General features: G+C 61.4%; 27 protein-coding genes. 10 read left to right on the top strand and 17 right to left on the bottom strand.

The genetic code is table 11. From position 1 onward, the window contains the following. Positions 1 to 142 precede the first annotated feature (142 nt). Positions 143 to 334: a hypothetical protein gene (locus G6P99_RS24130; RefSeq protein WP_165123605.1), complete on the top strand. Its 192-nt coding sequence runs from the start codon at positions 143 to 145 to the stop codon at positions 332 to 334. A gap of 673 nt (positions 335 to 1,007) precedes the next feature. Here G6P99_RS24130 and G6P99_RS24125 read toward each other — a convergent pair. The 3 genes from G6P99_RS24125 to G6P99_RS24115 form a co-directional block, all read right to left on the bottom strand. Next, positions 1,008 to 1,187 carry a hypothetical protein gene (locus G6P99_RS24125; protein WP_035977060.1) on the bottom strand — a complete coding sequence of 60 codons (180 nt, stop codon included), beginning with the start codon at positions 1,185 to 1,187 and terminating at the stop codon, positions 1,008 to 1,010. 113 nt (positions 1,188 to 1,300) lie between these two features. Then, positions 1,301 to 1,672 (bottom strand): hypothetical protein, encoded by a 372-nt coding sequence (locus G6P99_RS24120; RefSeq protein WP_156928659.1) that lies wholly within the window; start codon positions 1,670 to 1,672, stop codon positions 1,301 to 1,303. 52 nt (positions 1,673 to 1,724) lie between these two features. Beyond that, complete coding sequence (locus tag G6P99_RS24115) at positions 1,725 to 2,087, bottom strand: hypothetical protein (protein ID WP_165123601.1); 363 nt, start codon at positions 2,085 to 2,087, stop codon at positions 1,725 to 1,727. Positions 2,088 to 3,355: 1,268 nt separating this feature from the next. Here G6P99_RS24115 and G6P99_RS24110 point away from each other — a divergent pair. Then, positions 3,356 to 3,649, top strand: coding sequence for a hypothetical protein (locus tag G6P99_RS24110; RefSeq protein WP_156928660.1), 294 nt, complete (start codon positions 3,356 to 3,358; stop codon positions 3,647 to 3,649). 277 nt (positions 3,650 to 3,926) lie between these two features. On the opposite strand, the gene G6P99_RS24105 is transcribed toward G6P99_RS24110, so the two are convergent. From G6P99_RS24105 to G6P99_RS24065, 9 genes are all read right to left on the bottom strand, one after another. Beyond that, positions 3,927 to 4,142, bottom strand: a complete 216-nt coding sequence (locus G6P99_RS24105; protein WP_165123599.1) for a hypothetical protein — start codon at positions 4,140 to 4,142, stop codon at positions 3,927 to 3,929. A 262-nt stretch (positions 4,143 to 4,404) separates the two neighbouring features. After that, entirely contained in the window at positions 4,405 to 5,166 is a 762-nt protein-coding gene (locus G6P99_RS24100; protein ID WP_029081825.1) for an enoyl-CoA hydratase-related protein, read from the bottom strand. 32 nt (positions 5,167 to 5,198) lie between these two features. Further along, positions 5,199 to 5,453, bottom strand: coding sequence for a hypothetical protein (locus tag G6P99_RS24095; RefSeq protein ID WP_029081826.1), 255 nt, complete (start codon positions 5,451 to 5,453; stop codon positions 5,199 to 5,201). 22 nt (positions 5,454 to 5,475) lie between these two features. Further along, complete coding sequence (locus G6P99_RS24090; protein WP_035977061.1) at positions 5,476 to 6,894, bottom strand: TolC family outer membrane protein; 1,419 nt, start codon at positions 6,892 to 6,894, stop codon at positions 5,476 to 5,478. A gap of 12 nt (positions 6,895 to 6,906) precedes the next feature. After that, a complete protein-coding gene (locus G6P99_RS24085) occupies positions 6,907 to 10,065 on the bottom strand; it encodes an efflux RND transporter permease subunit (RefSeq protein ID WP_051346387.1) in 3,159 nt (1,052 codons plus the stop codon). 39 nt (positions 10,066 to 10,104) lie between these two features. Next, positions 10,105 to 11,295, bottom strand: coding sequence for an efflux RND transporter periplasmic adaptor subunit (locus tag G6P99_RS24080; RefSeq protein ID WP_245284714.1), 1,191 nt, complete (start codon positions 11,293 to 11,295; stop codon positions 10,105 to 10,107). A gap of 376 nt (positions 11,296 to 11,671) precedes the next feature. Further along, on the bottom strand, positions 11,672 to 11,842 hold the full coding sequence (locus G6P99_RS24075) for a hypothetical protein (protein ID WP_156928662.1): 171 nt from the start codon (positions 11,840 to 11,842) through the stop codon (positions 11,672 to 11,674). Positions 11,843 to 11,894: 52 nt separating this feature from the next. Next, positions 11,895 to 12,638 (bottom strand): outer membrane protein, encoded by a 744-nt coding sequence (locus G6P99_RS24070; RefSeq protein WP_029081831.1) that lies wholly within the window; start codon positions 12,636 to 12,638, stop codon positions 11,895 to 11,897. Between the two features lie 64 nt (positions 12,639 to 12,702). After that, a complete protein-coding gene (locus G6P99_RS24065) occupies positions 12,703 to 14,337 on the bottom strand; it encodes an outer membrane beta-barrel protein (RefSeq protein WP_084518506.1) in 1,635 nt (544 codons plus the stop codon). A 417-nt stretch (positions 14,338 to 14,754) separates the two neighbouring features. Here G6P99_RS24065 and G6P99_RS24060 point away from each other — a divergent pair, with 417 nt between their 5' ends. From G6P99_RS24060 to G6P99_RS24040, 5 genes are all read left to right on the top strand, one after another. Further along, positions 14,755 to 15,360 carry a hypothetical protein gene (locus G6P99_RS24060; RefSeq protein WP_165123597.1) on the top strand — a complete coding sequence of 202 codons (606 nt, stop codon included), beginning with the start codon at positions 14,755 to 14,757 and terminating at the stop codon, positions 15,358 to 15,360. A gap of 460 nt (positions 15,361 to 15,820) precedes the next feature. After that, positions 15,821 to 17,341, top strand: a complete 1,521-nt coding sequence (locus G6P99_RS24055; RefSeq protein WP_029081834.1) for a DUF4118 domain-containing protein — start codon at positions 15,821 to 15,823, stop codon at positions 17,339 to 17,341. Next, positions 17,334 to 18,044 (top strand): response regulator, encoded by a 711-nt coding sequence (locus tag G6P99_RS24050; RefSeq protein ID WP_029081835.1) that lies wholly within the window; start codon positions 17,334 to 17,336, stop codon positions 18,042 to 18,044. Before G6P99_RS24055 ends, G6P99_RS24050 begins: the two co-directional genes overlap by 8 nt. A 102-nt stretch (positions 18,045 to 18,146) precedes the next feature. Beyond that, on the top strand, positions 18,147 to 18,269 hold the full coding sequence (locus tag G6P99_RS24045) for a hypothetical protein (RefSeq protein ID WP_256375174.1): 123 nt from the start codon (positions 18,147 to 18,149) through the stop codon (positions 18,267 to 18,269). 360 nt (positions 18,270 to 18,629) lie between these two features. Further along, positions 18,630 to 19,079 carry a BLUF domain-containing protein gene (locus tag G6P99_RS24040; RefSeq protein WP_165123595.1) on the top strand — a complete coding sequence of 150 codons (450 nt, stop codon included), beginning with the start codon at positions 18,630 to 18,632 and terminating at the stop codon, positions 19,077 to 19,079. A 158-nt stretch (positions 19,080 to 19,237) separates the two neighbouring features. Here G6P99_RS24040 and G6P99_RS24035 read toward each other — a convergent pair whose 3' ends face one another. The 4 genes from G6P99_RS24035 to G6P99_RS24020 form a co-directional block, all read right to left on the bottom strand. Next, complete coding sequence (locus tag G6P99_RS24035) at positions 19,238 to 21,277, bottom strand: hypothetical protein (RefSeq protein WP_051346398.1); 2,040 nt, start codon at positions 21,275 to 21,277, stop codon at positions 19,238 to 19,240. Positions 21,278 to 21,538: 261 nt separating this feature from the next. Continuing rightward, a complete protein-coding gene (locus G6P99_RS24030; RefSeq protein ID WP_165128965.1) occupies positions 21,539 to 22,171 on the bottom strand; it encodes a calcium-binding protein in 633 nt (210 codons plus the stop codon). A 218-nt stretch (positions 22,172 to 22,389) separates the two neighbouring features. Continuing rightward, a complete protein-coding gene (locus tag G6P99_RS24025; RefSeq protein ID WP_029081837.1) occupies positions 22,390 to 22,686 on the bottom strand; it encodes a calcium-binding protein in 297 nt (98 codons plus the stop codon). Positions 22,687 to 22,831: 145 nt separating this feature from the next. Then, positions 22,832 to 22,993, bottom strand: coding sequence for a hypothetical protein (locus G6P99_RS24020; protein ID WP_334261630.1), 162 nt, complete (start codon positions 22,991 to 22,993; stop codon positions 22,832 to 22,834). Positions 22,994 to 23,266: 273 nt separating this feature from the next. On the opposite strand from G6P99_RS24020, the gene G6P99_RS24015 reads away from it, so the two are divergent. The 3 genes from G6P99_RS24015 to G6P99_RS24005 all read left to right on the top strand — a co-directional run bounded on the left by G6P99_RS24015 (position 23,267) and on the right by G6P99_RS24005 (position 25,434). Further along, a complete protein-coding gene (locus G6P99_RS24015) occupies positions 23,267 to 23,740 on the top strand; it encodes a hypothetical protein (protein WP_156928663.1) in 474 nt (157 codons plus the stop codon). Between the two features lie 350 nt (positions 23,741 to 24,090). After that, on the top strand, positions 24,091 to 24,558 hold the full coding sequence (locus tag G6P99_RS24010; protein ID WP_051346402.1) for a peptidoglycan-binding domain-containing protein: 468 nt from the start codon (positions 24,091 to 24,093) through the stop codon (positions 24,556 to 24,558). A gap of 711 nt (positions 24,559 to 25,269) precedes the next feature. Continuing rightward, positions 25,270 to 25,434, top strand: a complete 165-nt coding sequence (locus G6P99_RS24005) for a hypothetical protein (RefSeq protein ID WP_165123591.1) — start codon at positions 25,270 to 25,272, stop codon at positions 25,432 to 25,434. Positions 25,435 to 25,447: 13 nt separating this feature from the next. On the opposite strand, the gene G6P99_RS24000 is transcribed toward G6P99_RS24005, so the two are convergent. Then, positions 25,448 to 25,642 (bottom strand): aminoglycoside phosphotransferase family protein, encoded by a 195-nt coding sequence (locus G6P99_RS24000; protein ID WP_371261183.1) that lies wholly within the window; start codon positions 25,640 to 25,642, stop codon positions 25,448 to 25,450. Positions 25,643 to 25,681 lie beyond the last annotated feature (39 nt).

The following is a 25,681-nucleotide window of genomic DNA, read 5'->3' as shown; positions in this document are numbered from 1 at the left end:
GCCTTGTTCCAGCTCCTGGTCACCGATCCGAAATCAATAGACTTGGAGAGACGGACTTAGGAAAGACGCGTGGCCGCTCGGTATTTGTCTTCTGATGGTCCAGTGGTGTCGGTCAGACCAGGGCGTTAGCGCGTATCAGCAGTTGGTCGACCTGCTCGTCGGAGAGGCCGACGACCGCGATCATGTGCTGGACCAGCGGATCAGCTCGCCGGATCTCGGTCGCGAGATCCCATTCCTCCTGGACGGCCGCATCCGCCGCGATCTCGGCCTAGACCACGGCCCAATTGCCGAGCTCGTGCCGAAGCGAGCCCCGCAAGGTTGCCGTCAGCAGTGAGGGCCATGCGCTAGGCGCCCCACATCCCCGCAACGTTGTTGCGCTCATAGAGCGGAGCATTCGCAATGTCCAAACGCATTACGCACTCTTGAACCTAGCCCGCCAGGCAAGAGCTGTCCCTACACCACTGAACATTCTCACGGTCACGATACCTCGTCCGACGGAGGTAGCCGTCTGCTTGGCGTGGACTGATCCGTGGGGTCAAACTCGAAAATTCAAAATTCCGGAGCTTTTTCAGCTCCCTTCGGTTGACACCCCTTCCGTCATATCAAATTGAAAATACTGAACAATAATTGATGTTGCGCTTCTAGCGCACAAATGACTGCACAACGAGAGCGATCCCCGCGGGGCGGGCCCGCCGAGCCTCGCCGGAAAACGATATCTATTCTCCATCTGACCAACCGAAGCCGTTAGCAAATCAGCAAGCAGGTCGGCGCAGGCTTCCCGGAGGAAGGGACCGATTTCGGAACGCCTTGCGGTCACCGTTTCGGAGGAGCTGGCGCGCTGTCCCGCCTGCCGGCTCCTCTTTCTCAAAGTCTGTGTATGCACTGCAACAGTCATTTGCCCACGTACCTGCTAAATTGACGGCACTGGGAATTCAGGGCCCAGCGCTGGAAAACAATGACGCCGCCGGGACAACGTATTTCGAGCCCGGCGGCGTAGTTTCGCGCATCTAACTGGTGCCGGCCGCGGCCATGTTCTCGATCCCCTCGATGATCGAGAGCGCCATCTCTTCGGCGCAACCATCGATGCTGTCGATCTTTCCGCCCGACCATGCCTCGGCACACCGGATCTTCGCCCTTAAGCCCTCCAGCGTCTTGGCCGGCATGTTCAGGATTTGCAGCTCAGACACTCTCAACGCACGCGTGCGCGACCATCAACTGCCATATGTCAGAACCGACCTCCCACCAACTATCGATGAGGCAACCACTCGGTGGCTGAAAGCTCGCTAACGACTCGAGGCGCTTAGAATTTACGTCCGGAGGATTCCATTTTTTTGCATTCCCCGCTGACTGTAAGGGATTTCCCTTCCGACGACAGGGTTTTGGTAGCTTTGCCTGACTGTCGGGAAATAGTGATCGAAAGCGAAGCTGCGGTATCCTTTCCACCGATAGTAATTTTTATCGGGCCATCGAAGGAGAAGGAATCTTGGTTCACTCTCCAACCTCCTGCTGTATCGATGTAGTATTGCAGGGTCGACGCGGCCACGCTCCAATCGTCAGTTGAAGCGAGCGGAAAATCGCACTCCAATGCTGCGACGAGAGTTTGCGCGTGACCTTCCAGGGTCAACGCTCCTAAGGCCAGAAGCGATAGAAATCCATTTCGTATGACTCGCACGCAAAAACTCCTCGACGCGTTTGGGCACTTTGCGGATGGGGCCCGGAAATCCTTAATTACCTGGCGTTTTTGAATCCTGCTTGCGCCTTTGCGGGGGCACCGTCGATGGCGAATCCCAGTCATTCATTTTCAGGCAAATGAGGAGTTCGACATAGCTTTGTACTTGCCCTGACCCCGCCAAGAGTTCGCAACTTTCACGCGGTCCTGCCGGGACTGTTAGCCAGATCGAGTTTAGCTGTTGCCGCGCATCCGTCTCGTCACTCACGCACTTACTCGCATCCTGGGGAAGTCCCGACGCTTTATCGTCAGCGGAAACATCCGCGCAAAGCGCCTTGATATCGAAGTTGGGAACACCGTCTGATATTTGTACGGGCGGCTGGCTAACGAGCAATAATCCCAAGAGTGCTGCCTTCATAAGATCGTCCTCCCCGTCCGGCGTGCCCCAGCTCGAAGGGGATTGAGCTGGGGCTGACGCGGCTTCGAAGGCTGTAGCGGCCAAACTCCGCCCACGACGTTACATTGCGCCCCTTTTCTGATTTCCATCCACCACGAACCGCGATTGCTGCGGCGCGCTACCACCTTTGCGCCAGGGCCCGGCCTTCCCCCTATCCGCTCGCTATTGGATTATATGTCCATCAAGCGAAAGCCGATCGAGATCCCGCCGGAAGTCGCCAGGTGGTTCGCTGCCGATATGCGAGCCTTCCACGCCGAGCCCGATCCGATCAAGCGCGACGGGATCCGGCGGCCAATACCCGGCATCTGCTCCTGCGGCACTTGCCGAAGGGCACAAAGCTCCGGCTCGCCGACTTACTTCAAGTTTTCGAGTTGATGCGATCTTGGTCGGAAACAACTCGGCCGGCACACCTCGAGCTTACCCACGCTTCAGACGAGCGATCCTCTTGTAGTCGATCCACAACTCGATGATTTCGTGCGTCCAAATAATCCTTAGCCCGACGCTTCGCCTCTTCGTCGTCACTGCAACGAAGTTCATACGTTGCGCGTGCGACGCCAGCAGGATCGACTCCGAATGCTACGTAAGGTTTGAGTCCTTCAATCATTTTTGTCTCCATGACTATACAGCATGAATTTGACGCCGCTTGGCGTCGGACAATTTCATTGCAATCAAAATAGAAATGAAGAGGCCGCTGGCCGCTGACAGCGGCCTCTTGGACCCGATCAAAAATGAACATCTTGGAAATAAAATCGCCGCCGAAGGTCCGTCATGATTAGACGATGAATTCGCAACGCCGTGAAGTAGGGAGAGGTCTATCCACAATTGGATCTGTTGTGACGTTGCGAACGCGACACACTTTCGGTGATCTCCGAGCTGCATCTATTGCCTGTTTTTCCCGACAATGATTGCAACTTACTCCCAGAAACAGCTGCCACTTCTTCCTCAGGGTGCGCTACGCAACTGACCGCGCGAGCACTGATCATTTGAACGCATTGACGGATTTTACTATGATCAGCCCGTTCGCTTCGCTCGATGCGGCGCTCTTCACGTTGGAGAGCGCGTAGGGCTTACGCTTTCTGCGCATCCTCGAGATCGTTTGACCGCATAATTTTTTCTAGAGACCAGCGATCTCGTTTCTAGTCGACCTGCATAGCTCCAAGGCACGAAGCTCCGACTGACGGACAGTCATTGCCTTTGCTGTCATGATGGAGGCGTCAAGGGAGACCCCTATGAACTGGACCTATCTATTGGTCATCTCGTTCGTCCTGATCCTGGTCGCCTATGGCCTGCATGGCGCCCTCTATAGAAGGGATACGCAACAGGATAGGGAATTGAATCGACTGATGGATGAGCGCGTCGATCGTTTGGAGCTGAAGCGCGAGAAGAAGCGCGTTGACAACAGCGCGCACGATTTCAAACTTGTTGAGCTGGCTCGGGTTCGGACAAAAAATGGCCCCAGCAAGAAGCCGGGGCCAGTTCCTATGTTGTCGGGGGAGCGTCCCCCGATGACCCTCAAGTCATAGCACGCGCGATTCTTTCATTTCGTTTCATGAGATTGCTGAGGCGATCTTGCTTAATTCCTCGCCCCGCCGGCGGCCGCGGCCTCTTCCTGCGCCCGTTGTCGTTGTGCAACGGGATCAACGGGGCGATCTGGCCGCCGCTATCTGCTACCTTTCCAAGGGGCGTAATCGATACGATCTCGCGGGGGGCTTTGAATTGAACCACCTGAGTATCGGTCCCGCCGCCTCCACCCACGGCTGAGATCGCCTGCTGCACCAAAGGCGATCTCGGTGTCTGGCTTCAGCGGTGGAACGGTGCAGTCCTTGCCGATGCCGAGACGTCAGTGTCCGGGGCATTGATCCGCTTCGCCTGGCGAACGAAATGCGTGCTCGCCGCCGGCTGCATGACCCGGGTGTATTTCGATGGCGCGCTTGCGGAAGCGCCGGCCCAGGCGGCTGGAGCGAGCAGCGCCGTAACGGCAACGGCACCGATCAGGGTGGCAAGAGATTTCAGCATCGCACCCTCCATGGGTTCGAATTCAACCGAACAGGCGCAGGCGTTTCCGATTGGCGCCTCTGCTCGGCGTCTTGTTGGCAATGAGGCGATGCTGATCTCAATCCGGACCGATCGCAACAATAATCAGCAGATGCCGACAATTTAGACAGTCGGCCGTGTCGATCAAGAAAAAGAGCAATCGATGTTGCCGGCGCGCTGCGGTGCAACGCGGATCACGAGCGGGCAAAGCGATGGCACGTTCGTGCCGACGGCGAGGAGCGGCTCAGCTCTTCTTGCGCGCGAAGAACCGCTGGAAGGCCGCGATCGCCTCCGGTGAGCGCATGCGTTCGCCGAACTTGCGATCCTCCTCACCGATCCGGCGGACCAGATCCTCGGTCGGCAGCCTGAGCAGCTTTCGCGACATCGCGACCGCTTCCGCCGGCAAAGCGCAGATTTCGCGCGCGACCTTCTTCGCCTCGACGACGGCATGTCCGGGAGGAACGATCTGGTTGACGAATCCCGCCTCGCGGCCGTCGGCAGCGCTCATCGCCCGTCCGAGCACCAGCATTGCGAAGGCACGCTGGTGCCCAACCATGCTGGGAACGAGAAGGCTGGTGGCGCCTTCCGGGACCAGGCCATACTGGATGAACGGCGACGAGAAGCTCGCCGTGGTGCTGGCGACGACATAGTCGCAATGGAACACCATCGTCGTGCCGATGCCGATCGCAATGCCGTCAACGGCGGCGATGATCGGCTTTGCGTTGTGGACGAGCGACTGCAGGAAGATCACCGAGTTGCGCGGCCGGGCGATCTCGTGCGTCGCCGTCGCGGCCTGCAGATAGTCGCCGATATCGTTGCCGGCTGTGAACACACCGGACCGCCCGGTCAGGATCAGGCATCGGATCGCCGGATCGCGCTGCGCGGTCTCGATCGCATCGCTCATCGCCAGATACATGTCCTGGGTCAGCGTGTTCTTCTTCTCCGGGCGCCGCATCGTGATGATGCGCACCATCTCCTCGTCGTTGACGATGACATGTTCGCTCATGGTCGGCCGGGCTCCCTTGCGACATCAGAGGCTCAGTTCGGCTTCCTGCCGCTGCGCGGCGCCTCCGCCGCGTGCGCGCCGCCCCAGGGATCGTAGGCCTTGTCGGGAACGGGGATGCGATCGAGCGCCGCCTTGTAGGCCTTTTCGTCAACCTTGGGCTTGTTCTCGACAGGATAGCCCGATCCCGGCGGCTTGGAATGAAATTGTTGCGACAAAGCCGGAGCGACCAGCAGCGCCGCCAACGCCATCGTGATGGTGAAGAGCCTGAGAGCAGCGACTTGATCCATGACGCGATCTCCTGATTGATCCCTATTGTCCCGACGGAGTGCGGACGCCATGCCAGGCGTCGCGAACCTGGTGGTAGTGAACCTCGGGCAGGTAGTCGGGCGTGTTGAGCCCAAGGTTATGGACGTCGAGCCGTCCGACTGCGCTGAGCAGCGTGTAGGACGCGATGACCCGATCGCGCTGCGCCAGGATCTGACGCGAGCGGGCGTTGGTCAGGTCCTGCTGCGCATTGAGCACGTCGATCGTCGTGCGCTGGCCGCCCTGCGCTTCGCGTTTGACGCCTTGCAGCGCAACATCGGCCGCATGCACCTCCGACTCTGCGGCCGACAGCGCCACCTTGGTGCCTTCATTGGACACCCAGGCGCTGACCACGGCGGTGCGTGACTGGTTGCGCACCTGCTCAAGCACCAGGCGGCTCTGCGAGGTAACTTCCTTGGCCTGCCGGGTCTGCGACGCCGCCGTGCCGCCGTCATAGATCGGCACGTTGATCTGACCGAGCACCGAGGCCTGGTCCGTGGCGGACGTGCTGAGCGTCGAATCCGATTGCAGGGACCGGCTGGCACTCGCCTGGACCGCCACGGTCGGCAGCAACGTGCTCTCGGCCACCTTGATCGTGGTCTGGGCGACGTCGACGTCGTAGCCGGCGCCGAGCACCGCGGGATGTTCGTGATTGGCGGTCTCGACCGCCGCCGCCATCGAGACCGGCGACAGCCGATCGACTGGGGTGGCCGCGGCAAGCTGGGACGGCGGCCGGCCGATCACCTGCGCATAGGTCGCCTTGCTGATGGCCAGCGTCACGTCCGCGGCGTTCAGATCGGCCAGCCCGCGGTTCAGCCGCGCTTCGGCCTGCGCGGTATCGGTCGGCGTGACGTCGCCGGCGCTAAGCCGTCGGATGGTCGTGGCCTGGATCTCGCGCAGCACCGCGACATTGGTGCGCTGCGCCTCGAGCAGCGCCTGGTTGGCGAGCACGTTCATGAAGGCGGTGACCGCGTCGAGCAGCACGCCCTGCCCGGTGTTGCGCAACGCCTCGCGCCCGGACAGCACCTGAAATTCGGCTACCCTGACGCTGTTCGCGGTCTTGAAGCCGTTGAACAGCACCTGGCTCACGGTCACGCCGATCGTCCATGGCCGCAGCGTGGCGCTCTGGATGGTATTGTCGGGCAGCGTATTACGCACCGCCTGCAGGCCGGCGCTGAGGCTGCCCATGATCTGCGGCCGATAACCGGCCAGCGCCTGCGGCACGTTCTCATCGGTGCCGCGCTGACGCGCGCGCTCCGCATTGAGCTGCAGGCTGGATTGGTAGGCCTGCACCAGCGCCTCGGTCAGCGTCTCGGCCGACGACGGCGCGGCCTGCGCCACCAATACGGCGAGCGCGATGATCGCCCTGCGAGGCCGTCGCCCCCCCTGCCCCGAACCGCTTTGACGCCTCACTCGGTCACGCATCGTTCCGGTCCATCATTCCGCCGGCGCAAGCTGGCGCGTCGGCGCGAGACCCGGCCGGGTTCGCCGCGAGAACATCGAGATCAGCGCCGGCAAGGTGATCAGGATCACGAGCGGCGCCAGCGACATGCCGGCGACCACGACGATCGCCAGCGGCTTTTGCACCTGGGATCCGATTCCCGACGACAGCGCCGCCGGCAGCAGGCCGATCCCCGCGACGACACAGGTCATCAGCACCGGACGGAGCTGCAGCTCGCCGGTGCGCAGGATCGCCGCGCCGCGCTCCATGCCCTCGTCGATCAGCTGGTTGTACTGCGAGAGAATGATGATGCCGTCCATCACCGAGATGCCGAACAGCGCGATGAATCCGATCGCCGCCGAGACGCTGAACGGGATTCCGGTCAGCAGCAGCCCGAGAATCCCACCGAACACGGCCATCGGAATCACGCTCATGGTGAGCGCGGTATCGATCAGCGAGCCGAAATTGAACCAGATCAGCATCGCGATCAGCGCGAGGCTGATCGGCACCACGATGGAGAGGCGCTTGATCGCATCCTGCAGATTGCCGAACTCGCCGACCCATTCGACATGCGAGCCCGGCGGCAATTGAACCTGCGCCGCGACCTTGTCCTGCGCCTCCTGGATCGCACTGCCGAGATCGCGCTCGCGGACCGAGAACTTGATCGGCAGATATCGCTCCTGCTGCTCGCGGTAGATATAGGCCGCACCCGACACCAGTTTGACGGTCGCGACCTCGCTGAGCGGCACCTGGGTGATGCCGTTGGGGCCCTGGGCGCCAATGCGCAGGTTCTGGATCGCCTCCGCGCTGCGCCGGTATTGCGGCGCCAGGCGGACGATGATCGGAAAGTGGCGGTCGCTGCCGGGCTCGTAGAGGTCGCCGGCGCTATCGCCGCCGATCGCGGTCCTGATCGTGGTGTTGATGTCGCCCGGCGACAGCCCGTAGCGAGCCGCCCGTGCCCGATCGATGTCGATCTGCACGGTGGGCTGGCCGAGCGAGGTGAACACCGCAAGATCGGTGACGCCCTGTACCGTCGACAGCACCGACTTGATCTTGTTGGCGGTGTCGGTCAGCGCCTGCAGATCGTTGCCGTACAGCTTGATCGAGTTCTCGCCCTTGACGCCCGACACCGCCTCCGAGACGTTGTCCTGGAGGTATTGCGAGAAGTTGAACTCGACGCCGGGAAAGCGCTCCTGCAGGTCGGCGAGCAGCTTGGCGGTCAGTTCGTCCTTGCCCTCACGCTCCGGCCACTCCTTGGCCGGCTTCAGCGGCGCGAAGAACTCGGCGTTGAAGAAGCCCGCGGCGTCGGTGCCGTCATCGGGGCGGCCATGCTGCGAGACCACCGACTCGACCTCCGGCCGCTGCGCGATCAGCTTGCGCATCTCGTTGACATAGGCATTGCCCTCCTGCAGCGAAATCGTCGGCGGCAAGGTCGCACGGATCCACAGATTGCCCTCCTCGAGCTTCGGCAGGAATTCGAGCCCGAGCAGCCGGACCGCGAGTGCGGTCATCAGGATCAGGCCGGCTCCCGCCACCAACACCACCCGGCGATGCGCCAGCGAGCGGGCGAGGACCGGCATGTAAAGCCGATGCAGCAAACGCATCACGAACGTTTCGGTCTCCTCGACATGCGCCGGCAGGATGATCGCGCTGAGCGCCGGCGTCACCGTGAAGGTCGCAAGCAGGCCGCCGGCCAGCGCATAGGCATAGGTACGCGCCATCGGGCCGAAGATGTTGCCTTCGACGCCGCTCAGCGTGAACAGCGGCAGGAACGCCGCGATGATGATGGCTGCGGCGAAAAAGATCGAGCGTGACACGTCGGCGGACGCGGTCAGGATCGCATGATGCTTCATGTCCGCGATCGTGCTCGCGGAGATCGTCGCCTGCTCCTGCGCGGACAGCCGCACCGTGTGCGACAACCGCCGGAAGATCGCCTCCACCATGATGACCGTGGCGTCGACGATCAGGCCGAAGTCGATCGCGCCGACCGACAGCAGATTGGCCGATTCGCCCCGCAGCACCAGGATGCCGACCGCGAAGAACAGCGCGAACGGTATCGTCGCGCCGACGATGAATGCGCTGCGCAGATCGCCGAGAAACACCCATTGCAGGAACACGATCAGCGCGATGCCGACCACCATGTTCTCCAGCACGGTATGCGTGGTGGTCTCGATCAGGTCCTTGCGATCATAGATGCGCTCGATCCGCACGCCCGGCGGCAGGATCGACGAATTGTTGATCTGGCTGACCAGCTGCTCGACCCGGGAGATCGTCGGCGAGCTCTGCTCGCCGCGGCGCATCAGCACGATGCCCTGAACGATGTCGTCGGCTTCGTTCTGGCCGGCGATGCCGAGCCGCGGCTGCTCGCCGACCGTGACGGTCGCGACGTCCCTGACGAGGACGGGCGTGCTGCCGCTGCCGGATACCATGGTGCTGGCGAGCCCGTCGATCGAGCGGATCAGGCCGACGCCGCGCACCACCGCGGACTGCGGCCCGATGTCGACGGTGTTGCCGCCGACGTTGACATTGGCATTGCTGACGGCCTGCAGCAACTGCGGCAGCGTCAGGCCGTTGGCGACGAGCTTGTTGAAATCGACCTGGAGCTCGTAGGTCTTGGTCTTGCCGCCCCAGCCGGTCACGTCGATCACACCTGGCACGGTGCGAAAGCGGCGCTGCAGCACCCAGTCCTGCAATGTCTTCAGGTCGAGCACCGAATAGTTCGGCGGCCCGACCAGACGGTAGCGGTAGATCTCGCCGATCGGGCTGAGCGGCGAGATTTGCGGCTGGGCGTTGTTGAGCAGCGGCGCCAGCTGGGACAGCCGGTTCAGCACCTGCTGCTGGGCCTGGTCATAGGTGTAATCGAACGAGAACTGCAGCTTCACGTCCGACAGGCCATAGAGCGAGATCGTCCGGATCACCTTCAGATTCCTGAGGCCCGCGACCTGGGCCTCCAGCGGGATCGTGATGTAGCGCTCGATCTCCTCGGCCGACAGGCCGGGGCTTTGCGTGACGATATCGACCATCGGCGGGGTCGGATCGGGATAGGCCTCGATGTTCAGTTGCTGGAACGCAACCAGTCCGCCGATCAGGACGGCGGCAAACAGGCCCACCATCAGATAGCGGCGGCTGACTGCGAAAGCTACGATGCGATCCATTCGATCAGATCTTCATTTTTACAAGGACGGATGACTGGATCAGCTGCCTGACGCCGCCCGATCGATGAACAGGCTGCCGCGGGTCACGACCTGCTCGCCCGTCTTCAGATTGCCGCGGACCTCGACCAGGTTTCCGTTGACGAGACCCGGCTCGATCTCGCGCAGCTCGATCGACTTGTCTTCGCGCGCGACCCACAGGCGCACGTGTTCGCCTTCATAGATCAACGCCTGCCTGGGTACGCCGATCGAAGGGCGGCCGCCCCCGCTGTAGATCGTGACACTGGCGAACATCTCGGGCTTGAGCTGGCCGTCCTTGTTGTCGAGGGTGGCGCGCACCAGGAGCCGGCGTGTCGCGGGATCGATCGCCGCCGCGACATAATCGAGCCTGGCCTTGAACTGCTTGCCGGGCAGTGCCAGGACCGAGAAGGTGATCTCCTGCCCGACGGCGACGTCAGCGGCCTCGCTCTCGCGAACGAACGCAGTCAGCCAGACAGTCGAGAGATCGCCGATCACGAACACCGGATCGCTGGCACCGGTGCTGATGAACTGGCCGGGACCGACCTTGCGCTGCACGACGGTGCCGCCGATCGGCGAATAGATCGGCGTGTCGGCGCTGATCTGCCGGGTCTGCTCGAACGTCGCGATCTGGTCTTCGGAGCGGCCAAGGATCCGCAGCCGGTTGTGCGTCGCTTCCAGCGCGGTCTCGGCCGAACGCAGGTCGTTCTGCGCGCCGGTCAGATCGGCCTGCGCCTGCTGCCAATCCTTCAGCGGGACGGCCTTGCCGGCATAGAGATCGTTGGCCCGCTTCTCCACGATCTCGGCCAGCTTGAGCTTCGAACGCGCCGTGTTGAGCGTGCTGAGCGTCGCAACGAAATCGTTCAGCGCCTGGACGCTGTCGGTAGCTTCGACGACGAACAGGGCCTGGCCGCGCTCGACCGTATCGCTCGGCTTGACCAGCAGCTTGGTGACGCGACCGGCATAGGGCGAGAACACTGGGGTCGAACTCTCATCGTTGACCGCGATCTTGCCCTCGGTGATGTGCTCGGCGCGGAAGACATGGTCCGATACCGGCTCGATCGACAGCGTCGCCCATTCGGCGGCGGTGGGCACATAGCGCGGCAATTTGGCTCTCGCCTGGCTCGACGTCTCGGTCGATTTGGCATGCGGAACCAACATCCGGCTTGCGCCAAACAATCCTGCAGCTCCCAGCGCAACCGCGCCGAGCAGCATGGCAGACCGCCTAGTCCAGTTCGCAATCATCATCATCTCAAAGCCGCACCCCCGCGATTACGCGTGTGCCACGCCCGTCCATCGGGCCAACCCGGCGATTTTCCACCGTCAATTCTCGGCCGGCGCGCGCCACATCGGCGACTTCGGACCGCCGTAATACCGCATCGGTCCAAGCCGAAGCGGTCGCTGCGTCGGCGCCGGAGACCAGGCTACGAGCATCGTCTGCGAATGCGGCCTGCGGGCGTGCCAATGCCGACGGGTCGATTTCGCCGATGCATCGCCGCAGGAGCCAATCAACAGCAGTACGCCAAGATGAACCATCAGCCTGGTGCCGGAACGTCCTGCTGCATGAAAGCGACGCGCACGCATCGGATCTCTACTGGCCTGGCCACATCGGCGATTTCGGGCCGCCGTAATAGCGCATGTGGGGGACCGAGCCGTCCCCCGCAGGCACCGCCACATCGCTGGCGCAGCCGGCGGCCGCGGCGCACAGGCCCGCGACCGCGACGACACGCAACACCACGCGTTTCAGTGTCGAGCTCATCACCCCGTCCTCCCTTCCGGCTGCGGTCTGCAGCGGCGTCACGTCGCGTCGCCGATCAGTACTTCGCAACCACGGGACCGCCGAACTTGTAGTCGAGGCCCAGCGTCACGACGGAAAGCGTGTTGTCGACGGTATACGGGAGCTGGCCGTTGGCCGGCGCTGCACGGTCGTACCGACCGAAGTCGTAGTAGCGGTACTCGAACTTGCCGATCAGGTTGTTGGTGAGCGCATAGGCAATGCCGCCGCCCGCCGTCAGACCACTCCTGTTCGCGTTGAACTGATCGATGCCGAAGACCGGATCGGTGTTGGTGTGCTGGAATTCGCCATAGGCCCAGCCGCCGGTGAAGAACAGCAGCAACCGGTCGACCGCGATACCGCCGCGGGCGCGGACGGTGAAGCCGTCGCGGAGACTGGTCGCATCCATGGAGCCGATCGGCAGCGTTCCGGCATTGAACTGCGAGGCGTCGCTGCCCTTGATCCCGGACCAGAAGCCGTCGGCTTCCACGCCGACCACGATGCTTCCGCTCTGCACATTGTAGCCGATCTCGCCACCGGCAATTCCACCGTTCGAGGAATAGTTGATGGTGTAGTTGGCTGCGCCCGCCGGTCCGAGTGCATTGTTGAGGTTGTGATTGCCGAAGCCCCCGCCGCCGAACACGCCGACATAGAAGCCGGACCAGTCGTATGCCGGTGCAGCGATCGCCGGCGCCTTGGTATAGAGCGGCAGGTCTGCGCTCATCGCCGGCGAGGCAAGCAACAGCGCTCCGAGCGCTGCGGTGGTGAAGAAAACGTGCTTCATTGTTAATCCCCTAGTTTCTGATGGGGACGCCACGCGATCTGGTCGACGTGGCGTCGCCTCTGGATCAGAAGTGAATGATGATGTCTGCCGAACCGATCAGAGCGTCCTTCTTGTTGGGCGCAATTCCGAGATTCGAGTTGCCGTTGAACGCCGCCGCGTCGAGTGCCCTGTAGTAGGAAACTTCGGGCCGGATCTCGATCTGCGGCGAGAACCAGTGCTGCCAGCCGATGCCGGTCTCGACATAGCGGGTCTTGACGCCCGTCCGCTGCCCCTGCTGGTCGTCGAACCATTCGAGGCGATACGAGATGTTGTCGAGCGGCGTCGGCTTGTAGCTGATGTAGGTCAGGAAGGTCTGGACCGAGGCCGTGCAGGAGAACACCGCAGCATTGCTGCACTGTGCGAGGAACGGCGAATTAAAGGGCATCACCTGCGGCGAGAACGGAGTGCCTCCCGCGAGGAAGGACGCCAATGCCGCTGGATTATTCGCATTCAGCACATTGTTCTGGTGCTCGTTGTAGGTCTCGAACGAGATGTGCCACTGGTCGTTGAACTTGTGATAGTAGGTCAGGCCGTACCACTGCAGGTTATTGTAACCCCAGGTGCCGTTGTTGATGCCGTTGGCGACGACATAGACGCCGTCATTGCCGCTGTCGGTCGTATAGCGGACACCCACGCTGACGCTGGGCTGCGCGCCGGGATCCTTCAGCATCGTGCTGTACGGAAACAGCGGATTCGGCGCCGGGTTGTCGATCTTCTGGCCGACGTGCCACGGCATTGCCTCGGTGCCGACGGTGAGACCGAGCTGGAGCATCCAGTTCTTGGTCACCGCGAGCGTCGTGTTGATGCCGGTGTTCGTATAGTTGTCGAACGTATACGTCATCGAGTGCGTATACATGTAGTTGTTGGGCGCGAGCTGCGCCTCGATGTCGGGAATGGAGATGTATCGGCCGAAGCGGAACATCAGGCCTTCCAGCACCTGCGGAACGAACACCTCGCCGTAGGCCATCGGCAGGTCGTAGCCGTAGTTCTTGTTCTGGTTCAGAAGCTGATTGCTCCAGAGACCATAGGCGGTCGTGTAGCGATAGTTCTCGCCGTAGATCGGCGCGAGACGGAAGCCCCAGTCGACATGATCCTTCTGGACGGTGTCCGGCAGGCGTTCGATGTAGACCACCGCCTGGTCGAGCTGGACCGTGTTCGGGTTGTAGTCATAAGCCGCCGGCGAATTGCCGCCCTTGACCGTGTTGTTGCTGAGGTTGCCGCCGGCATTGACCCAGCCATAGACCTGGATGTGCGCATCGTTCATCCACTGACCTGCGGGCGTGTTGCCGAGCGCCGCCATCAGGGGGCTGTCGACCGAGCTTGGCCGGGTGTCGCCGATGTTCGTCGAGCCACCATACGGCCAGTCTGCGAACGGCATCGGCGGCGTGCTCTGCGGCGTCGTCGGCCAGTAGGCGCGGCGGGACGGCGGCGCCTTCGGATCCGACGGCGCGGCATCGTGGCCCCATTCCAGCCGGTAATAGTTGACGAACCGCGTAAAGAAGTCGCTGCCGAGATAGCTGTCGAGGCAGGAGTAATTCTTGTAGGGATCGCACGTGGAGGCCGGCGCCTTCAACAACGGCGGATTGGCGTCGGCTGCATGAGCCGCGTTGAACAGGCTCACCGCCGTCAACGATACGCCCGCCAAAAAGAGTCTCTTCATGATTTTGCCCCAAGATATTGCTACCGACGCTTGGAACGCTGTCGCGTGTAACGTCTGCGTAATCATTCGTAGGGCGCTGAGAAAAAGGCGATACGGGTCTCCCCGCGCTTTCATTAAGATAAAATATCCGAAACACTTCTCGTCGCGTCGTTTGCTCGCAGAAACATCAGTTGCTCGCGCGCTTGCTCAAGAACTCGGCGAATATCTTGCTGTTTTGTGACATTCGCTGGTTGCATTGCGATAGATTTCCAGAACTCTGTGTCATTTCCGCCATAGCTCGGTCCGCATCCGATCCGTGCGCTATTTTATTGCTATGCAGATCGCCCTGAATGGAGATCGAAGATATACGCGCCCCGTGGCTAATCTCCCGGCATCGAGCGAATCTTTCGCATCGAGTGCAATGGAGCGCTCCGCGTCGTGGCGAACGTTACGAATGGTGCGAACGACGTCGCTCTCGCCGACGAGGTCAACGACGTCGATCTTGGCTTTCTGCCGGCCAATCTCACGGCGCAGTGCCGCAATCTGATCGAGAGCTATCACGACGTTCATGGCTACGCCTGCCTGCCCGACATGCTGTGGCGAGCGCGGCTCGGGCCGTTCATCGAACGGCATCGCGAATTCCGGCAATGGCTGCGGAAGGCTTCGACCACCCGAAGCGCCAAGAAATCCAACCAGGGCTTTGTCGAAATCGCGACCGCGATCCTGGCGCTGGAGATATTGGCGAGCAGTTTTGCCGGCTGGAGTGCGCTCTATCCCGACGCCGGTGCGCGGGCCCTCGCAATCCTGAAGCGGCAGTCAGGTTGCTCGCTGACCCCGCTGATGGACTTCTATCTCTATCCGCCGAAATACATCAGCTCGGCGGCGATCAGCAAATTGACGCCGCCCCGGGCCAGCCAGACCGGCGAGGCCGGCCTGTACCAGGCGTCGAAGCCGGAGCTTGCGGGGGAGCGGTTGGCCCTCAGCTATGTCAACGCGATACTCCAGAAGTCGGATGATGCCTCGCCCCTGCTTCACCAGCGTTGAAGCCGCCGCCTCGCGCCGTTGTCGCCACCGTGCCAGGGGGTGCCCCCGTCCAATCCGCCGCGGCCGGCCACGAACGCCGGGCCGCGGCTATTACTTTTATATTTCCTGCGCCCTCGAACAGCATAGCTTTTCTACCTCGTTCCGGAGGATGCTCCGATCGCTGGGTAGTTAGCGACATCGGGGCAGCAACCGACAGTCAAGCGTTGGATATTGTGTGCGGGCCCCGGCCGTTTTGACGGCGCAACGCCCTCGCCCCCACGTTTCTGTCGGATGTTGCCGGGGTGGATTTCGTGCTGGCCGGGAAGGCCATTGCGAGGATCTTCCGGTGTCTTTCTCTACGAAGGCGAAATCCTTGATTGATTCCCTGCCCCTGCTTCAACGGCTCGCAGACGTTAGCGCGCGCCCGGGCGAAGCCGGGCTACCATTCGTATCGAAATCCGATGAACGACCATCGTCGGTGATGCGGCGGGATTTCCTGCCTCTGCTCTGGTCGACCGGATTGATCGGCGCGGTCACGGCAGTCATGTTCGTGCTGGAGGGGCCGGTTGCGGCAAATCTGGTCCCGATCGCCTATCTGATCCCGGTCATCTTTGCGGCGACCCGGTGGGGCGTCTGGTCGGGCACGCTGGCGTCGCTGATGGCGATCGCCGCGGCGGATTTCTTTTTTTTCGCCCCGCTTTACAGCCTTCGGGTCGACAATCCGCAGGAAGCCATCGACCTCCTCGTCTTCCTCGTCGTCGCACTGGCAAGCAGCAATTTGGCATCGCGCCTGCGCCAGGAGACCGAGCGGCTGCGGCGTCGCGAGCGGGAAATCCAGCACCTCTATGAACTCTCGAAGCGACTCGCCGCCTGTTTCACCATCTCCGATCTGATCGACGCTATCAGCCACTATTTATCGAACACGCTCGGTCAGCGCGCGGCACTGTTCGTCGCATCTTCCGACGGGCATTTCGAATCCTTGCCGGAGTCGGGGCTCACCCCGCCCGCGGTCCAGGAAGCTGTCGCGGCCATGACGGCCACCGCCACCAAGACGGCGGGCAATATCGTCGATGAGCCGACACAGGATGTCTGGCTGCTGCGCGCCATCGGCTCGAACACGGTGGTGCACGGCGTCATCGCCATCAATGTCGGGCGCAGCCCGCGCGATGCGATCGGAAGCCGAACCGCAAGGATCGAGGCGGTGCTCGAGGAGGTCTCGCTGACGCTGCAGCGGCTCGATATCGGCAAGGCGATGGACGATGCCCGGCTGCATCTGCAGGCCGAACTGTTGCGGGACGCCTTCCACGGCACGCTCTCGCACGAGCTGTGCTCGCCGCTTGCCGCCATTCAGGGATCGGTCAGCGTCATGAGCGCGATGCCGGCCGTCGCTACCGACGATCGGCTCGGCTCGCTGGTCGAAGCTGTCACCGACGAGGTCGCCCGGCTCGACGGCTACATCCGCAATCTGCTGAACGCAACGCGCGTGACGGCCGGCGGGCTGACGCCCCGTCTCGAATGGTCCGACCCAAGCGACATCGTCAACGCCGCACTCAAGACCCGTGCGCGGCGGCTGGCGGCGCACCGGATCGAGATCGGATTCGACGACGACCTCCCGCTGCTCAATGTCGATACCGGTCTGATCGAGGAGGCCTGCGGCCAGCTGCTGGAAAACGCCGCCAAATACTCTCCGTCCGGGTCGACAATTTCCGTGCAGACCCGGCATGCCTCCGGGCGCGTCGTGATGTCGATCATCGACCAGGGGATCGGCGTCACGCCCGACGAGCAGCTCCAGCTCGGCCGCAAGTCGTTCCGAAGCCCACGCCATCAGACAAGCGTCCCCGGCTCGGGACTCGGCTTCTGGATCGCATCGACCTTCATCAGGGCGCATGGCGGTAGCGTTGAATTGATGAGTCGCGGCCAGGGTCTAGGGACGACGGCATCGATCTTGCTACCGGCGTTGCAGACCTCGGACCGGGAACTGGCGACCTACGACGATGAGTAATTCTCGGAATCTCGTCCTGCTGATCGACGACGAGCCCAAGATCCGGCGCTTCCTGCGTGCGGGCTTCGAGATCCACGGCTTCTCCGTGGCCGAGGCCGAGAACGCCGCCGAGGGGCTGAAGATCGCGACATTCAACGCGCCCGACCTCGTGATCCTCGACCTGGCTCTGCCCGACCTGCACGGCAGCGAAACGCTGGAACGGCTGCGCTCGTGGTCAAACGTCCCGGTGATCGTACTCTCCGTCGAAGCCGACGAAACTGAAAAGGTCCGCCTGCTGCAGGCAGGCGCGGACGACTACGTCGTCAAGCCGTTCGGCATGGCTGAACTGCTTGCGCGCAGTGACGCCGCCTTGCGCCGCTACTTCAAGAGCGCGACGGAGAATCCCGTCGTTGTGGTCGGGCCGCTCTCCGTCGATCTCGTTAGCCGGACCGTCGAGCTCAATACTGCCAGAATCAAACTGACGCGTAAGGAGTACCGGCTGCTTCACGTACTTGCGACGCATGTCGGTCTGGTGGTCACGCACGACCAGTTGCTTAAGGAGATATGGACGGGCAATCAGCGGGACAACATTCAGTACCTGCGTATCCTGGTACGCAAGCTGCGCCAGAAGATCGAGACCGATCCCAACCAGCCGCGCCTGCTGGTCACCGAATCGGGGGTTGGCTATCGACTCGAGAACCGGTTGGAGACCGAGGTGAATTGAGCGGCATAGTAATACAGGCAGGATCGTTCGCTCGAACAGAAATACACAAATAGTATATTTCCGGCTTAAAAGACCGTACTGTGCCCTAAAAAGGGGCGTCCGGTGCAATTTCTAATACAGCCATTCCACATCCTTGGGTTCGAAGGCCAGAACTGGATGTTGATCGTGGTGGGCGTGGTCGTCGCGTTTGTGCTGTTCGTCTGGGCGACACGGGATCGCGTCTAGTCCCCTTGCGGCTGAAGTGCGATGCTTTGCGTCAGCGCGCGCGTTGCACACGTTGAAAGGCTTGGGGCGGCTAAATTCTCATCGAATCACGTGGTGCCAGTTGCGCGTCCGTAGCCGGGACCGTGGATTTTGATCCAGCTGTGACAAAAAGAACTGCGATGTCAAATCGGTTGACCGGCCCCCCCTTCCGCCACTCCCCCGTGGTTCCCCGGAATCCATTTTGGTGTTGAAACGCGCTAACAGCCAAAAAGTCAGCGGTTGGTTTCCATCAAGATCGACTGTTTCAGATTTCCGTACGGTGCGCCGGCGTGACGCAGCCGCTTTTCATGTGAGCCGCGAATCCTCCGGAGGCACCTATCGATGTCGCAATCCGAGCATGAGTTAATCTATGTCAGTCGCAGCAACAGCAATGTGCGCGACAGTTCCGCGAGCGAGATCATTCGCAGCATACTCGCGCAGTCGCGCTCGAAGAATGCCAGGCTCGGCGTGACCGGCGCACTGCTCTTCAGCGAGGGTTATTTTTGCCAGGTCCTCGAAGGTGAGCGGGCTGCTGTCGAGGAAATCTTCAACGCGATCGAATGCGATGTCAGGCACCGGGACATCACCCTTCTGACCTTCAGGCCTTCGACACCGCGGCGCTTCCCGGATTGGTCGATGGCCTATGCCGGCTTCTCTGCCGGCCCGGATTGGACCCACAAGATGGAAGGTCTGCTTGCCAACCCATCGGCGATCGATGGCGATCGTTTCGGCCGTGAATTGCTCGTCTTGATGACAGATCTGGTCAGACAGCAGGAGATCGATGGCCCTTAGACGGGTTGTCGCTGCGAGAGCGCGCGCATGACGCGCTTCCGCATTCCGCCCCTGTAGAGGCATTTTCCCTGTTCCGATGGAATCGGAACGAGGCTCCAGATTCTTGTTTTGACGCGTTTTCTTCACGCGAACCGGTAGCCACTTCGCTCGAAAACGCCCTAGGAGAACGTAAAGTCCGTTGCCAGGAGCTGGCTCTTGTTCACGCCGATCAGCCAAATGGCCGTGTTCGCGTCGGCCGTAACAATGGAGAACGAACCGTAGTCCGTCGTAGCGGCGAGCACTTGATCAAAGCTCGTCAGCATCGTTCCTTGAAGCGCGATCAGGTCGTTTGCGACCTCGAAGTCATTCACGACATCGACGCCCGAATTCGCATTGAACAGCACCTTGTCATTCCCGCCGGGGCCAAGGAACAGGTAGTCAGTTCCGGCGCCTCCATCGAATGTGTCGTTTCCGGCCTCGCCGAGCAGGACGTCAACGCCGGCGCCGCCGTACATGATGTCGTCGCCGTCTCCCATGTAAAAATAGTCCTGACCATCTTCACCGGTCGCGACGTCGTTGCCTGCCGCCATCACGAAGATGTTGTTGCCGCCTCCGCCGAAGCCGGTGTCGTTGCCGACGTCACCGTAGAAATAGTCACCACCGTCTCCGCCGTATAGGTAGTCGTCGCCGGTTTCGCCAAGCAGCACGTCGACGCCGCCGCCGCCAACCAGAACATCGTTACCGGCGCCGCCATAGAGGTAGTCCTGATCGTCGCCACCATAGGCGACGTCATTGCCGTTGCCGGCCACAAGGACGTCGACCCCGGCGCCGCCGGAGAACACGTCGTTGCCGTCGCCGCCATAGAAGTAGTCGTTGCTGGTGCCGCCGTAAGCCGTGTCGTTGCCGGCCAGCCCGACCAGAACGTCAGCTCCAGCCCCGCCTGCCAGGGTGTCGTTGCCCGCGCCGCCGTAGAGAAGGTCGTTCGTTGCCGGCCCCGAGGGATCGACCGGGGAAAACAGCGTGTTGGCCACCAGGCCGCCGACGGCATAATTGCCGTCAGCGAAATTCAGATACTCCCCGCTGTAGACCGTATCCGTGCCGTCGACGCCATCGACGACCACGGTGGTGCCACCATAGATCGAAATGCTGTAGGCCGCCCGGGGCGCGGAGAAATTGAAAAAGTCGGTGCCGGCGTCGCCCTGGAGGACATCGTTTCCGTCGCCGCCCGTGAGTGTGTCGTCACCTGCACCGCCATAGACGACATCGTTGCCCGATCCGGCGTCGATCACATCGAGGCCGTCGCCTCCGTAGAGCACGTCGGCTCCCGCCCCGCCCCGCAATGCGTCATTCCCGGCATCGCCGAACAGAGTATCGTTGCCGTCGTCGCCCGACAGCAGGTCGTTGCCCGCATCACCGTGGATGCTGTCGTTGCCGAGGCCACCGAACATCTGATCGTTGCCGTCGTTGAGCATGGCAACGTCGTCGCCAGCGGCTCCCGAGATAACGTCACCCGTATTGAAGCCGCGAAAGATGTCGTTACCGCCCGTCCCGACCTGAATGAGTGTGGCGTAGCCGGTCCATTGCCAGGCTGAATCCTGGGATCCGCCGGTGCCTGGTCCATTGTACAGGTATGCAACCGCTTGAAGGTCCAGCGGTCCGAGGTGCGTCGGTTGCGTACCGGTATAGCTCATCACCGTCTGGGATTTATCGTCGAGACTCGGCGTCAGCGTCGGATCGCCATCAAACGGATGCTTGAAGCCGATCGCGTGTCCGATTTCATGCAGCATTAGCCCGATAGCGACGCGGCCATACTGGACGAACACGTCGCCGCCGATTTGATTGTCGTAGTCGTAGTTGATCGATACGTTCGGGTAATACCCAAATCCGCTGTAAATGGCGTATTTGGGGTCGGTAGAGAAATCTGCCGTCGTGAATCGGATATCGCCGAGACCTGCGGGCACCTCGAGAAAAACCAGACCGCTTGCGGCCGCCCATTGTTGCAACGCCGCCCGCGCGACGGCCTTCTCGTCCTCGGTAAAGGGTCGAAGGCTGTTCTTGAAGGCCTGGGTATCTGACGAAGCAAGCTCGGCCGCCGAAATGGTTGTGTCGAACGAAAAGCTGACGAATGCAGGCCTGCCAGGAAGCGACGCTCCCGAAACCGAATTGCCCCACCATGAGTTGCCGGACAAAATTGCGGTGAAGTCGCTGACAACCGTCATAAATACCCCCGAATGCAACCTTAAAATGCGTACTATTTCATCGGGCCCCCTGCTTCGCAAGCGCGATCCCGGCGGCTGGGGAGAAAAGCCAGGGCCGGATCGCACTGCTCCGAATGATGGCCGGGTCGTCGCCGATGTCCGGTGGTCGCCGGCGAGTATCAGCGCAGCAGGAGGCGCCGGCCGGCACAACGCCAACGCGCCGGTGAGCTCTCGGCCAGATGCAACGTGATCCTGTTGTTGGCGTGATCGATCAGCGGTCCGCTAGCTCACGATGTTGAAGTTCGCCGCCGTGACCGTAGCTGCCGTTGCACCGTTCAGCCAGATCGCGGTGTCGGCATCAATCTGGACCACGAAGTAAGCGCCGTTCTGATATGAGTGCGAGAGCACGTCGGCGAAGGACGCGAAGCCGGAGCCGTTCAATTGCACGACGTCCAAGCCCGGCGTCCAGTCCTGCACGACCTGCACCCCGGGAACGTCGGTGACAACGAAGGTGTCGTTGCCCACGCCGGTGCCCGGACCGCCGCCGTTTCCGCCGAAATAGTAATTCACGCCGGCGCCGCCATCGAAATAGTCGTTTCCGGCGCCGCCCAACAGCACATCTGTGCCGTCGCCGCCATACATCACGTCGTTGCCGGCCCCGCCGTAGAGGTAGTCGTTACCTTCGTAGCCGTAGGCGGTATCGTCGCCGGCATCGCCAATCAGAACGTCGTAGGCGTTGGAGCCGACGGCGACGTCGTTGCCGTCGCCGCCATAGGCGGTGCCGCCGCCGGAAGGCATGTAGAGATAATCGTTGCCCGCATTGCCTTCGAGGAGGTCGACGCCCTGATCACCGATGAGGATGTCCGCAGATTGTCCGCCGTAGATGCTGTCGTTGCCCTGTCCTCCGTAGGCCATCACGGTTTCGTTGGATGACCCAGACCCGCTGATGATGATCGCGTCGTTTCCGTCGCCACCCTGGATGACAATGAGGCCGCTTAGGCCGATGGGCCCGTCACCGATCGTGTCGTCGCCGCCACCGCCGTCGATCGCGGAGCCGTGTCCAGTGATGGTGTCGTTACCGAGGCCGCCATAAGCGCGACCCGTGTCGAAAAAACCATCCCAGCCCGTTGAGATTATATCATTGCCTTCGCCACCGTAGGCGATGCCCCCGACGCCTGGATCGAGTCGTCGCCGCCATCTCCCGTTAAGGTGGCGTCGTAGCCGGAAAGCGTGTCATTGCCTTCGCCACCATAGACAGTGTCGTTATGAAAAGAACTCGAACTGAGACTGTCGTTGCCATTGCCGCCATAGACAACGCTCCCGGTCATCGTCGCGGCGAGCGTATCGTTGCCGTCCAGACCGTAAAGGACGTCCTCACCAGCAGCGGCCGTGTGGTTGTCGTCGCCGAGCGTTCCAATGTAGGTGGTCACAAAATCTCCTTCCGGAGCTGAAAGTAATGCCGAAAGGTTAGCAGCGAGATGGCCTCGACGCGAGTGTCGTCCGAGGCACAACCGGGCTCCGGAGTTGTCGTCCGTGCTCTCGTGGAACTCCGTGCCCTCGTTGATCGACGTGCTGTCAGGTCTGCCGGATGAACTCCACGATCAGGTCGAAGCAGCAATACCCGACGCCCGCGAGAGGCTGGACCCGCGCCGCGGGGAAGATCGCGGAAAACGGCGGCAGGAATTGTTCGGCGTGCAACGTGCCATCGGCTTCGCCCCAGATCGCAAGCACCGGCATGCCGCGGATGGCGTCACTGCTTGACCTATCGCCTCAAATCGTTACCATTTAATACAACATATTTGGCACGAGATTTGCGGAGTAATTTTTAAGAACCAACCCAGTTTGACAACTTTTTCCGCATTAGCGGAACAAGTAGGCAATAGCGATGGAACCCGATATCGGTGAACCTCTTCGGCGACATGAAGTCGTCCCTTTGAATGAGCCCGTGATCAACCCTGAACCGCCGGGTGTCCCTGCGGCCCCGACGAAAGTTCCAGAAAAGGAACCTGCATGAGCTTTGCTGTCGGCGAGATTGTAGGCCACCGGTATTGGGTTGTCTCTTGGGGCGGGAACCTGTTTGGCCCCCACAGCTGGCGCCATTGGCACCCTGAAGAACCGATGTCCGGTGGCAATTTGAGCCGTGGCGGTCATGCCGGTGTGTTTGCGCTCAAGACCAAGGACTTGGTCAATAGCTTCCTTGCGAGCGCATCAGCACGAAGAGAGCTCGCCAGGATGTGGCGGTCGCCTCCGCTGCTTCCGTCCGCCGACCAGCGAAGTGCAGTAGCTCTTGCAATCGGCACGATCTCTATGTGGGGCACCATTTGGGAGCATGAGTCGGGCTTCCGTGCTCAGTTCGGGCGCGTGCGAACGATTGATGAGTGGCTTGCAGGTGATGAATTCGAACAGCGCCAAACGGAGGGCGTGCTGCTTCAACGGTTGCGAGAGACATATGGCTGTGCTTCCAGCCAGGTCGTGAATTCTTAGGGTCGTCTAGTTTACGTCTCCGTTCGCCACAACTAGCCGATAGGCGGCGGCGCACTTCGCACATCTGAAGCCGTCCGCACTCGTGCGTCGCCTCTCGATGTGCGCAGGTGCCAACATGGGCAGCAGACCGTTTGGGCAGGAGACTGTCTTGTTGGATCAGAGCTCGCCATTTCTTCCCTCACCCACAAACCGGCGTCTAGATTCGGCACACCACCACGTGCTTGCGATCGGCCCGTTAGCTGAAGGTTGTAGATCGTTCGTCCCCACGCTAAGATAGTAGACGCGTATTATACGCGCTTAAGTTGGCTAAAATACCAATCATTGCACCTGTAACCAATGGAGTGATTGCTATGGCCGATCCTATCATCAAGTTAGGCTCGAAAGGTGATGCGGTTAAGAAGGCACAGAAAGCCTTGATCGAAAGATATTACCTCGCCGTCGGAACAGACGACGGCATCTTTGGTCATGTGACCGACTTTGCCGTCAGGAGTTATCAGAATGATCGCTCCGTGGGGCATTTCAACGCCTTCTCATTTCCCCTGGTCATTGACGGCATCGTGGGTCAGCAAACTTGGCACAGGCTAACGCCCGACACGGTCAAGAAGGGCTCGAAGGGTAGTGGCGTGAGACTCCTGCAGGATATACTCAAATCCTTCTCGGACCCCAATCTTGATCCTGGGCCCGTTGACGGCGATTTCGGCCCGCTCACTGAGGCCGCGGTGAAAGCGTTCCAGGGATTCGGTGTTGATTTCGATGGTAACCCCTTGAAGGTCGACGGCATCGTCGGTCCGAAGACGTGGACCGCACTCTGGAGTTGATCAAGCATGCGAAACCTCGGCTCGGCCTCCTCGCGATGCTCCATATCATGCAGCTTTTGCAAAGATAGCGGGATCGCTTAAGGCCGATCCGATCCATGTGTGTGCGCCTTGCGCACACACATGGAGATCATAGCGCTCTCTTCGTCATCCTGTTGGCGCCCGGCATTTTACGAAATTCGTTCGGCCATAGAGCCGTTGAAACGGCGACCATTTGCGGCTAGCTGCTCCGACGGTGCCAGGAATTTCAATGTCGTCGCTGTATTGTTCGGCAATGAAGCCACTCTCTTTCCATCAGACGACCATCTCATGTTCCACGCGACTGTCTCATCACCTCAGATTTGCGGGCGTCGAGATCGGTTTCGCGGCGGCTGCCGTTCTGACGGCCGGTGACGTCACGTGACCTACGGCCGTCCCTTCCCGTTGTGCTCTCAGTTGCCGCGATCGCGAGCCAGACTTGGCGAAGCTGAAAGTCGCCTCAGCGAAATCGCGAGCCTGCCCTCGGCCTAGCACACGCGCGATCATGTCTCGCGGATGAACTCCGCGATCCGCCTCGCGACAGCCTCGGGGGCATCCTTGAAGCGGCAATGCCCGACATCGGCGTCGACTTAGGAAAGCAACCGCGTAGGAAGCGAGCGCGATGCGCACGCTCCGTCAATGGCAACCGGATATTAACCCTCCTTGCCGCAGCATCCGCGCGTGGAGGTATGACCAATGCAGACATTCCGGATTTCGCTGAGTGATGGGACGCGGAAATTCCACACGGTGATTCAGGCCCCTGATTCAGCCTCCGCGCACATCAAGGCCGCCTACTTCTTCGACACCTCGAAGTGGCGGATTCTCAGTGTTTCACTGACCACCGCCGCGATGGCCGCGTAAGCTTCCACAAACGCTAGCCTGTTCGGTCGAGTTCGGCGGCGGCAAGCGGTGCGATCGCAAGGTCGATCTCGGCCAACGGATCGCCGTCACCGAGAAACCAGGCCGCCGACAAGCCGGTCCAGGCGACGATCCATGACAGCAGGCGCCGGCGATCGAGCCGTGCGGCCTCCACGACGATGTCGAGACGCCGCGCAAAGCGCAGGCCCAACTCGAACCGGTTCCCCCGCCGCCTGCCCATGTTGGCTGA

The sequence above is a fragment of the Bradyrhizobium sp. 6(2017) genome (assembly GCF_011058295.2).
In the GTDB taxonomy this organism is placed as follows: Bacteria; Pseudomonadota; Alphaproteobacteria; order Rhizobiales; family Xanthobacteraceae; genus Bradyrhizobium; species Bradyrhizobium septentrionale.
Note: the sequence above shows the minus strand (reverse complement) of the source record. Positions and strands in the feature narration are given on the sequence as shown.

What these genes read in the sequence shown, in the direction of transcription:
- G6P99_RS24115 (WP_165123601.1), bottom strand. Translation starts at nt 2,087, where the DNA reads ATGAAGGCAGCACTCTTGGGATTATTGCTCGTTAGCCAGCCGCCCGTA.
- G6P99_RS24110 (WP_156928660.1), top strand. Translation starts at nt 3,356, where the DNA reads ATGAACTGGACCTATCTATTGGTCATCTCGTTCGTCCTGATCCTGGTC.
- G6P99_RS24105 (WP_165123599.1), bottom strand. Translation starts at nt 4,142, where the DNA reads ATGCTGAAATCTCTTGCCACCCTGATCGGTGCCGTTGCCGTTACGGCG.
- G6P99_RS24100 (WP_029081825.1), bottom strand. Translation starts at nt 5,166, where the DNA reads ATGAGCGAACATGTCATCGTCAACGACGAGGAGATGGTGCGCATCATC.
- G6P99_RS24095 (WP_029081826.1), bottom strand. Translation starts at nt 5,453, where the DNA reads ATGGATCAAGTCGCTGCTCTCAGGCTCTTCACCATCACGATGGCGTTG.
- G6P99_RS24090 (WP_035977061.1), bottom strand. Translation starts at nt 6,894, where the DNA reads ATGCGTGACCGAGTGAGGCGTCAAAGCGGTTCGGGGCAGGGGGGGCGA.
- G6P99_RS24085 (WP_051346387.1), bottom strand. Translation starts at nt 10,065, where the DNA reads ATGGATCGCATCGTAGCTTTCGCAGTCAGCCGCCGCTATCTGATGGTG.
- G6P99_RS24080 (WP_245284714.1), bottom strand. Translation starts at nt 11,295, where the DNA reads ATGCTGCTCGGCGCGGTTGCGCTGGGAGCTGCAGGATTGTTTGGCGCA.
- G6P99_RS24070 (WP_029081831.1), bottom strand. Translation starts at nt 12,638, where the DNA reads ATGAAGCACGTTTTCTTCACCACCGCAGCGCTCGGAGCGCTGTTGCTT.
- G6P99_RS24065 (WP_084518506.1), bottom strand. Translation starts at nt 14,337, where the DNA reads ATGAAGAGACTCTTTTTGGCGGGCGTATCGTTGACGGCGGTGAGCCTG.
- G6P99_RS24055 (WP_029081834.1), top strand. Translation starts at nt 15,821, where the DNA reads ATGCGGCGGGATTTCCTGCCTCTGCTCTGGTCGACCGGATTGATCGGC.
- G6P99_RS24050 (WP_029081835.1), top strand. Translation starts at nt 17,334, where the DNA reads ATGAGTAATTCTCGGAATCTCGTCCTGCTGATCGACGACGAGCCCAAG.
- G6P99_RS24040 (WP_165123595.1), top strand. Translation starts at nt 18,630, where the DNA reads ATGTCGCAATCCGAGCATGAGTTAATCTATGTCAGTCGCAGCAACAGC.
- G6P99_RS24035 (WP_051346398.1), bottom strand. Translation starts at nt 21,277, where the DNA reads ATGACGGTTGTCAGCGACTTCACCGCAATTTTGTCCGGCAACTCATGG.
- G6P99_RS24030 (WP_165128965.1), bottom strand. Translation starts at nt 22,171, where the DNA reads ATGGCCTACGGAGGACAGGGCAACGACAGCATCTACGGCGGACAATCT.
- G6P99_RS24020 (WP_334261630.1), bottom strand. Translation starts at nt 22,993, where the DNA reads ATGCCGGTGCTTGCGATCTGGGGCGAAGCCGATGGCACGTTGCACGCC.
- G6P99_RS24015 (WP_156928663.1), top strand. Translation starts at nt 23,267, where the DNA reads ATGAGCTTTGCTGTCGGCGAGATTGTAGGCCACCGGTATTGGGTTGTC.
- G6P99_RS24010 (WP_051346402.1), top strand. Translation starts at nt 24,091, where the DNA reads ATGGCCGATCCTATCATCAAGTTAGGCTCGAAAGGTGATGCGGTTAAG.
- G6P99_RS24005 (WP_165123591.1), top strand. Translation starts at nt 25,270, where the DNA reads ATGCAGACATTCCGGATTTCGCTGAGTGATGGGACGCGGAAATTCCAC.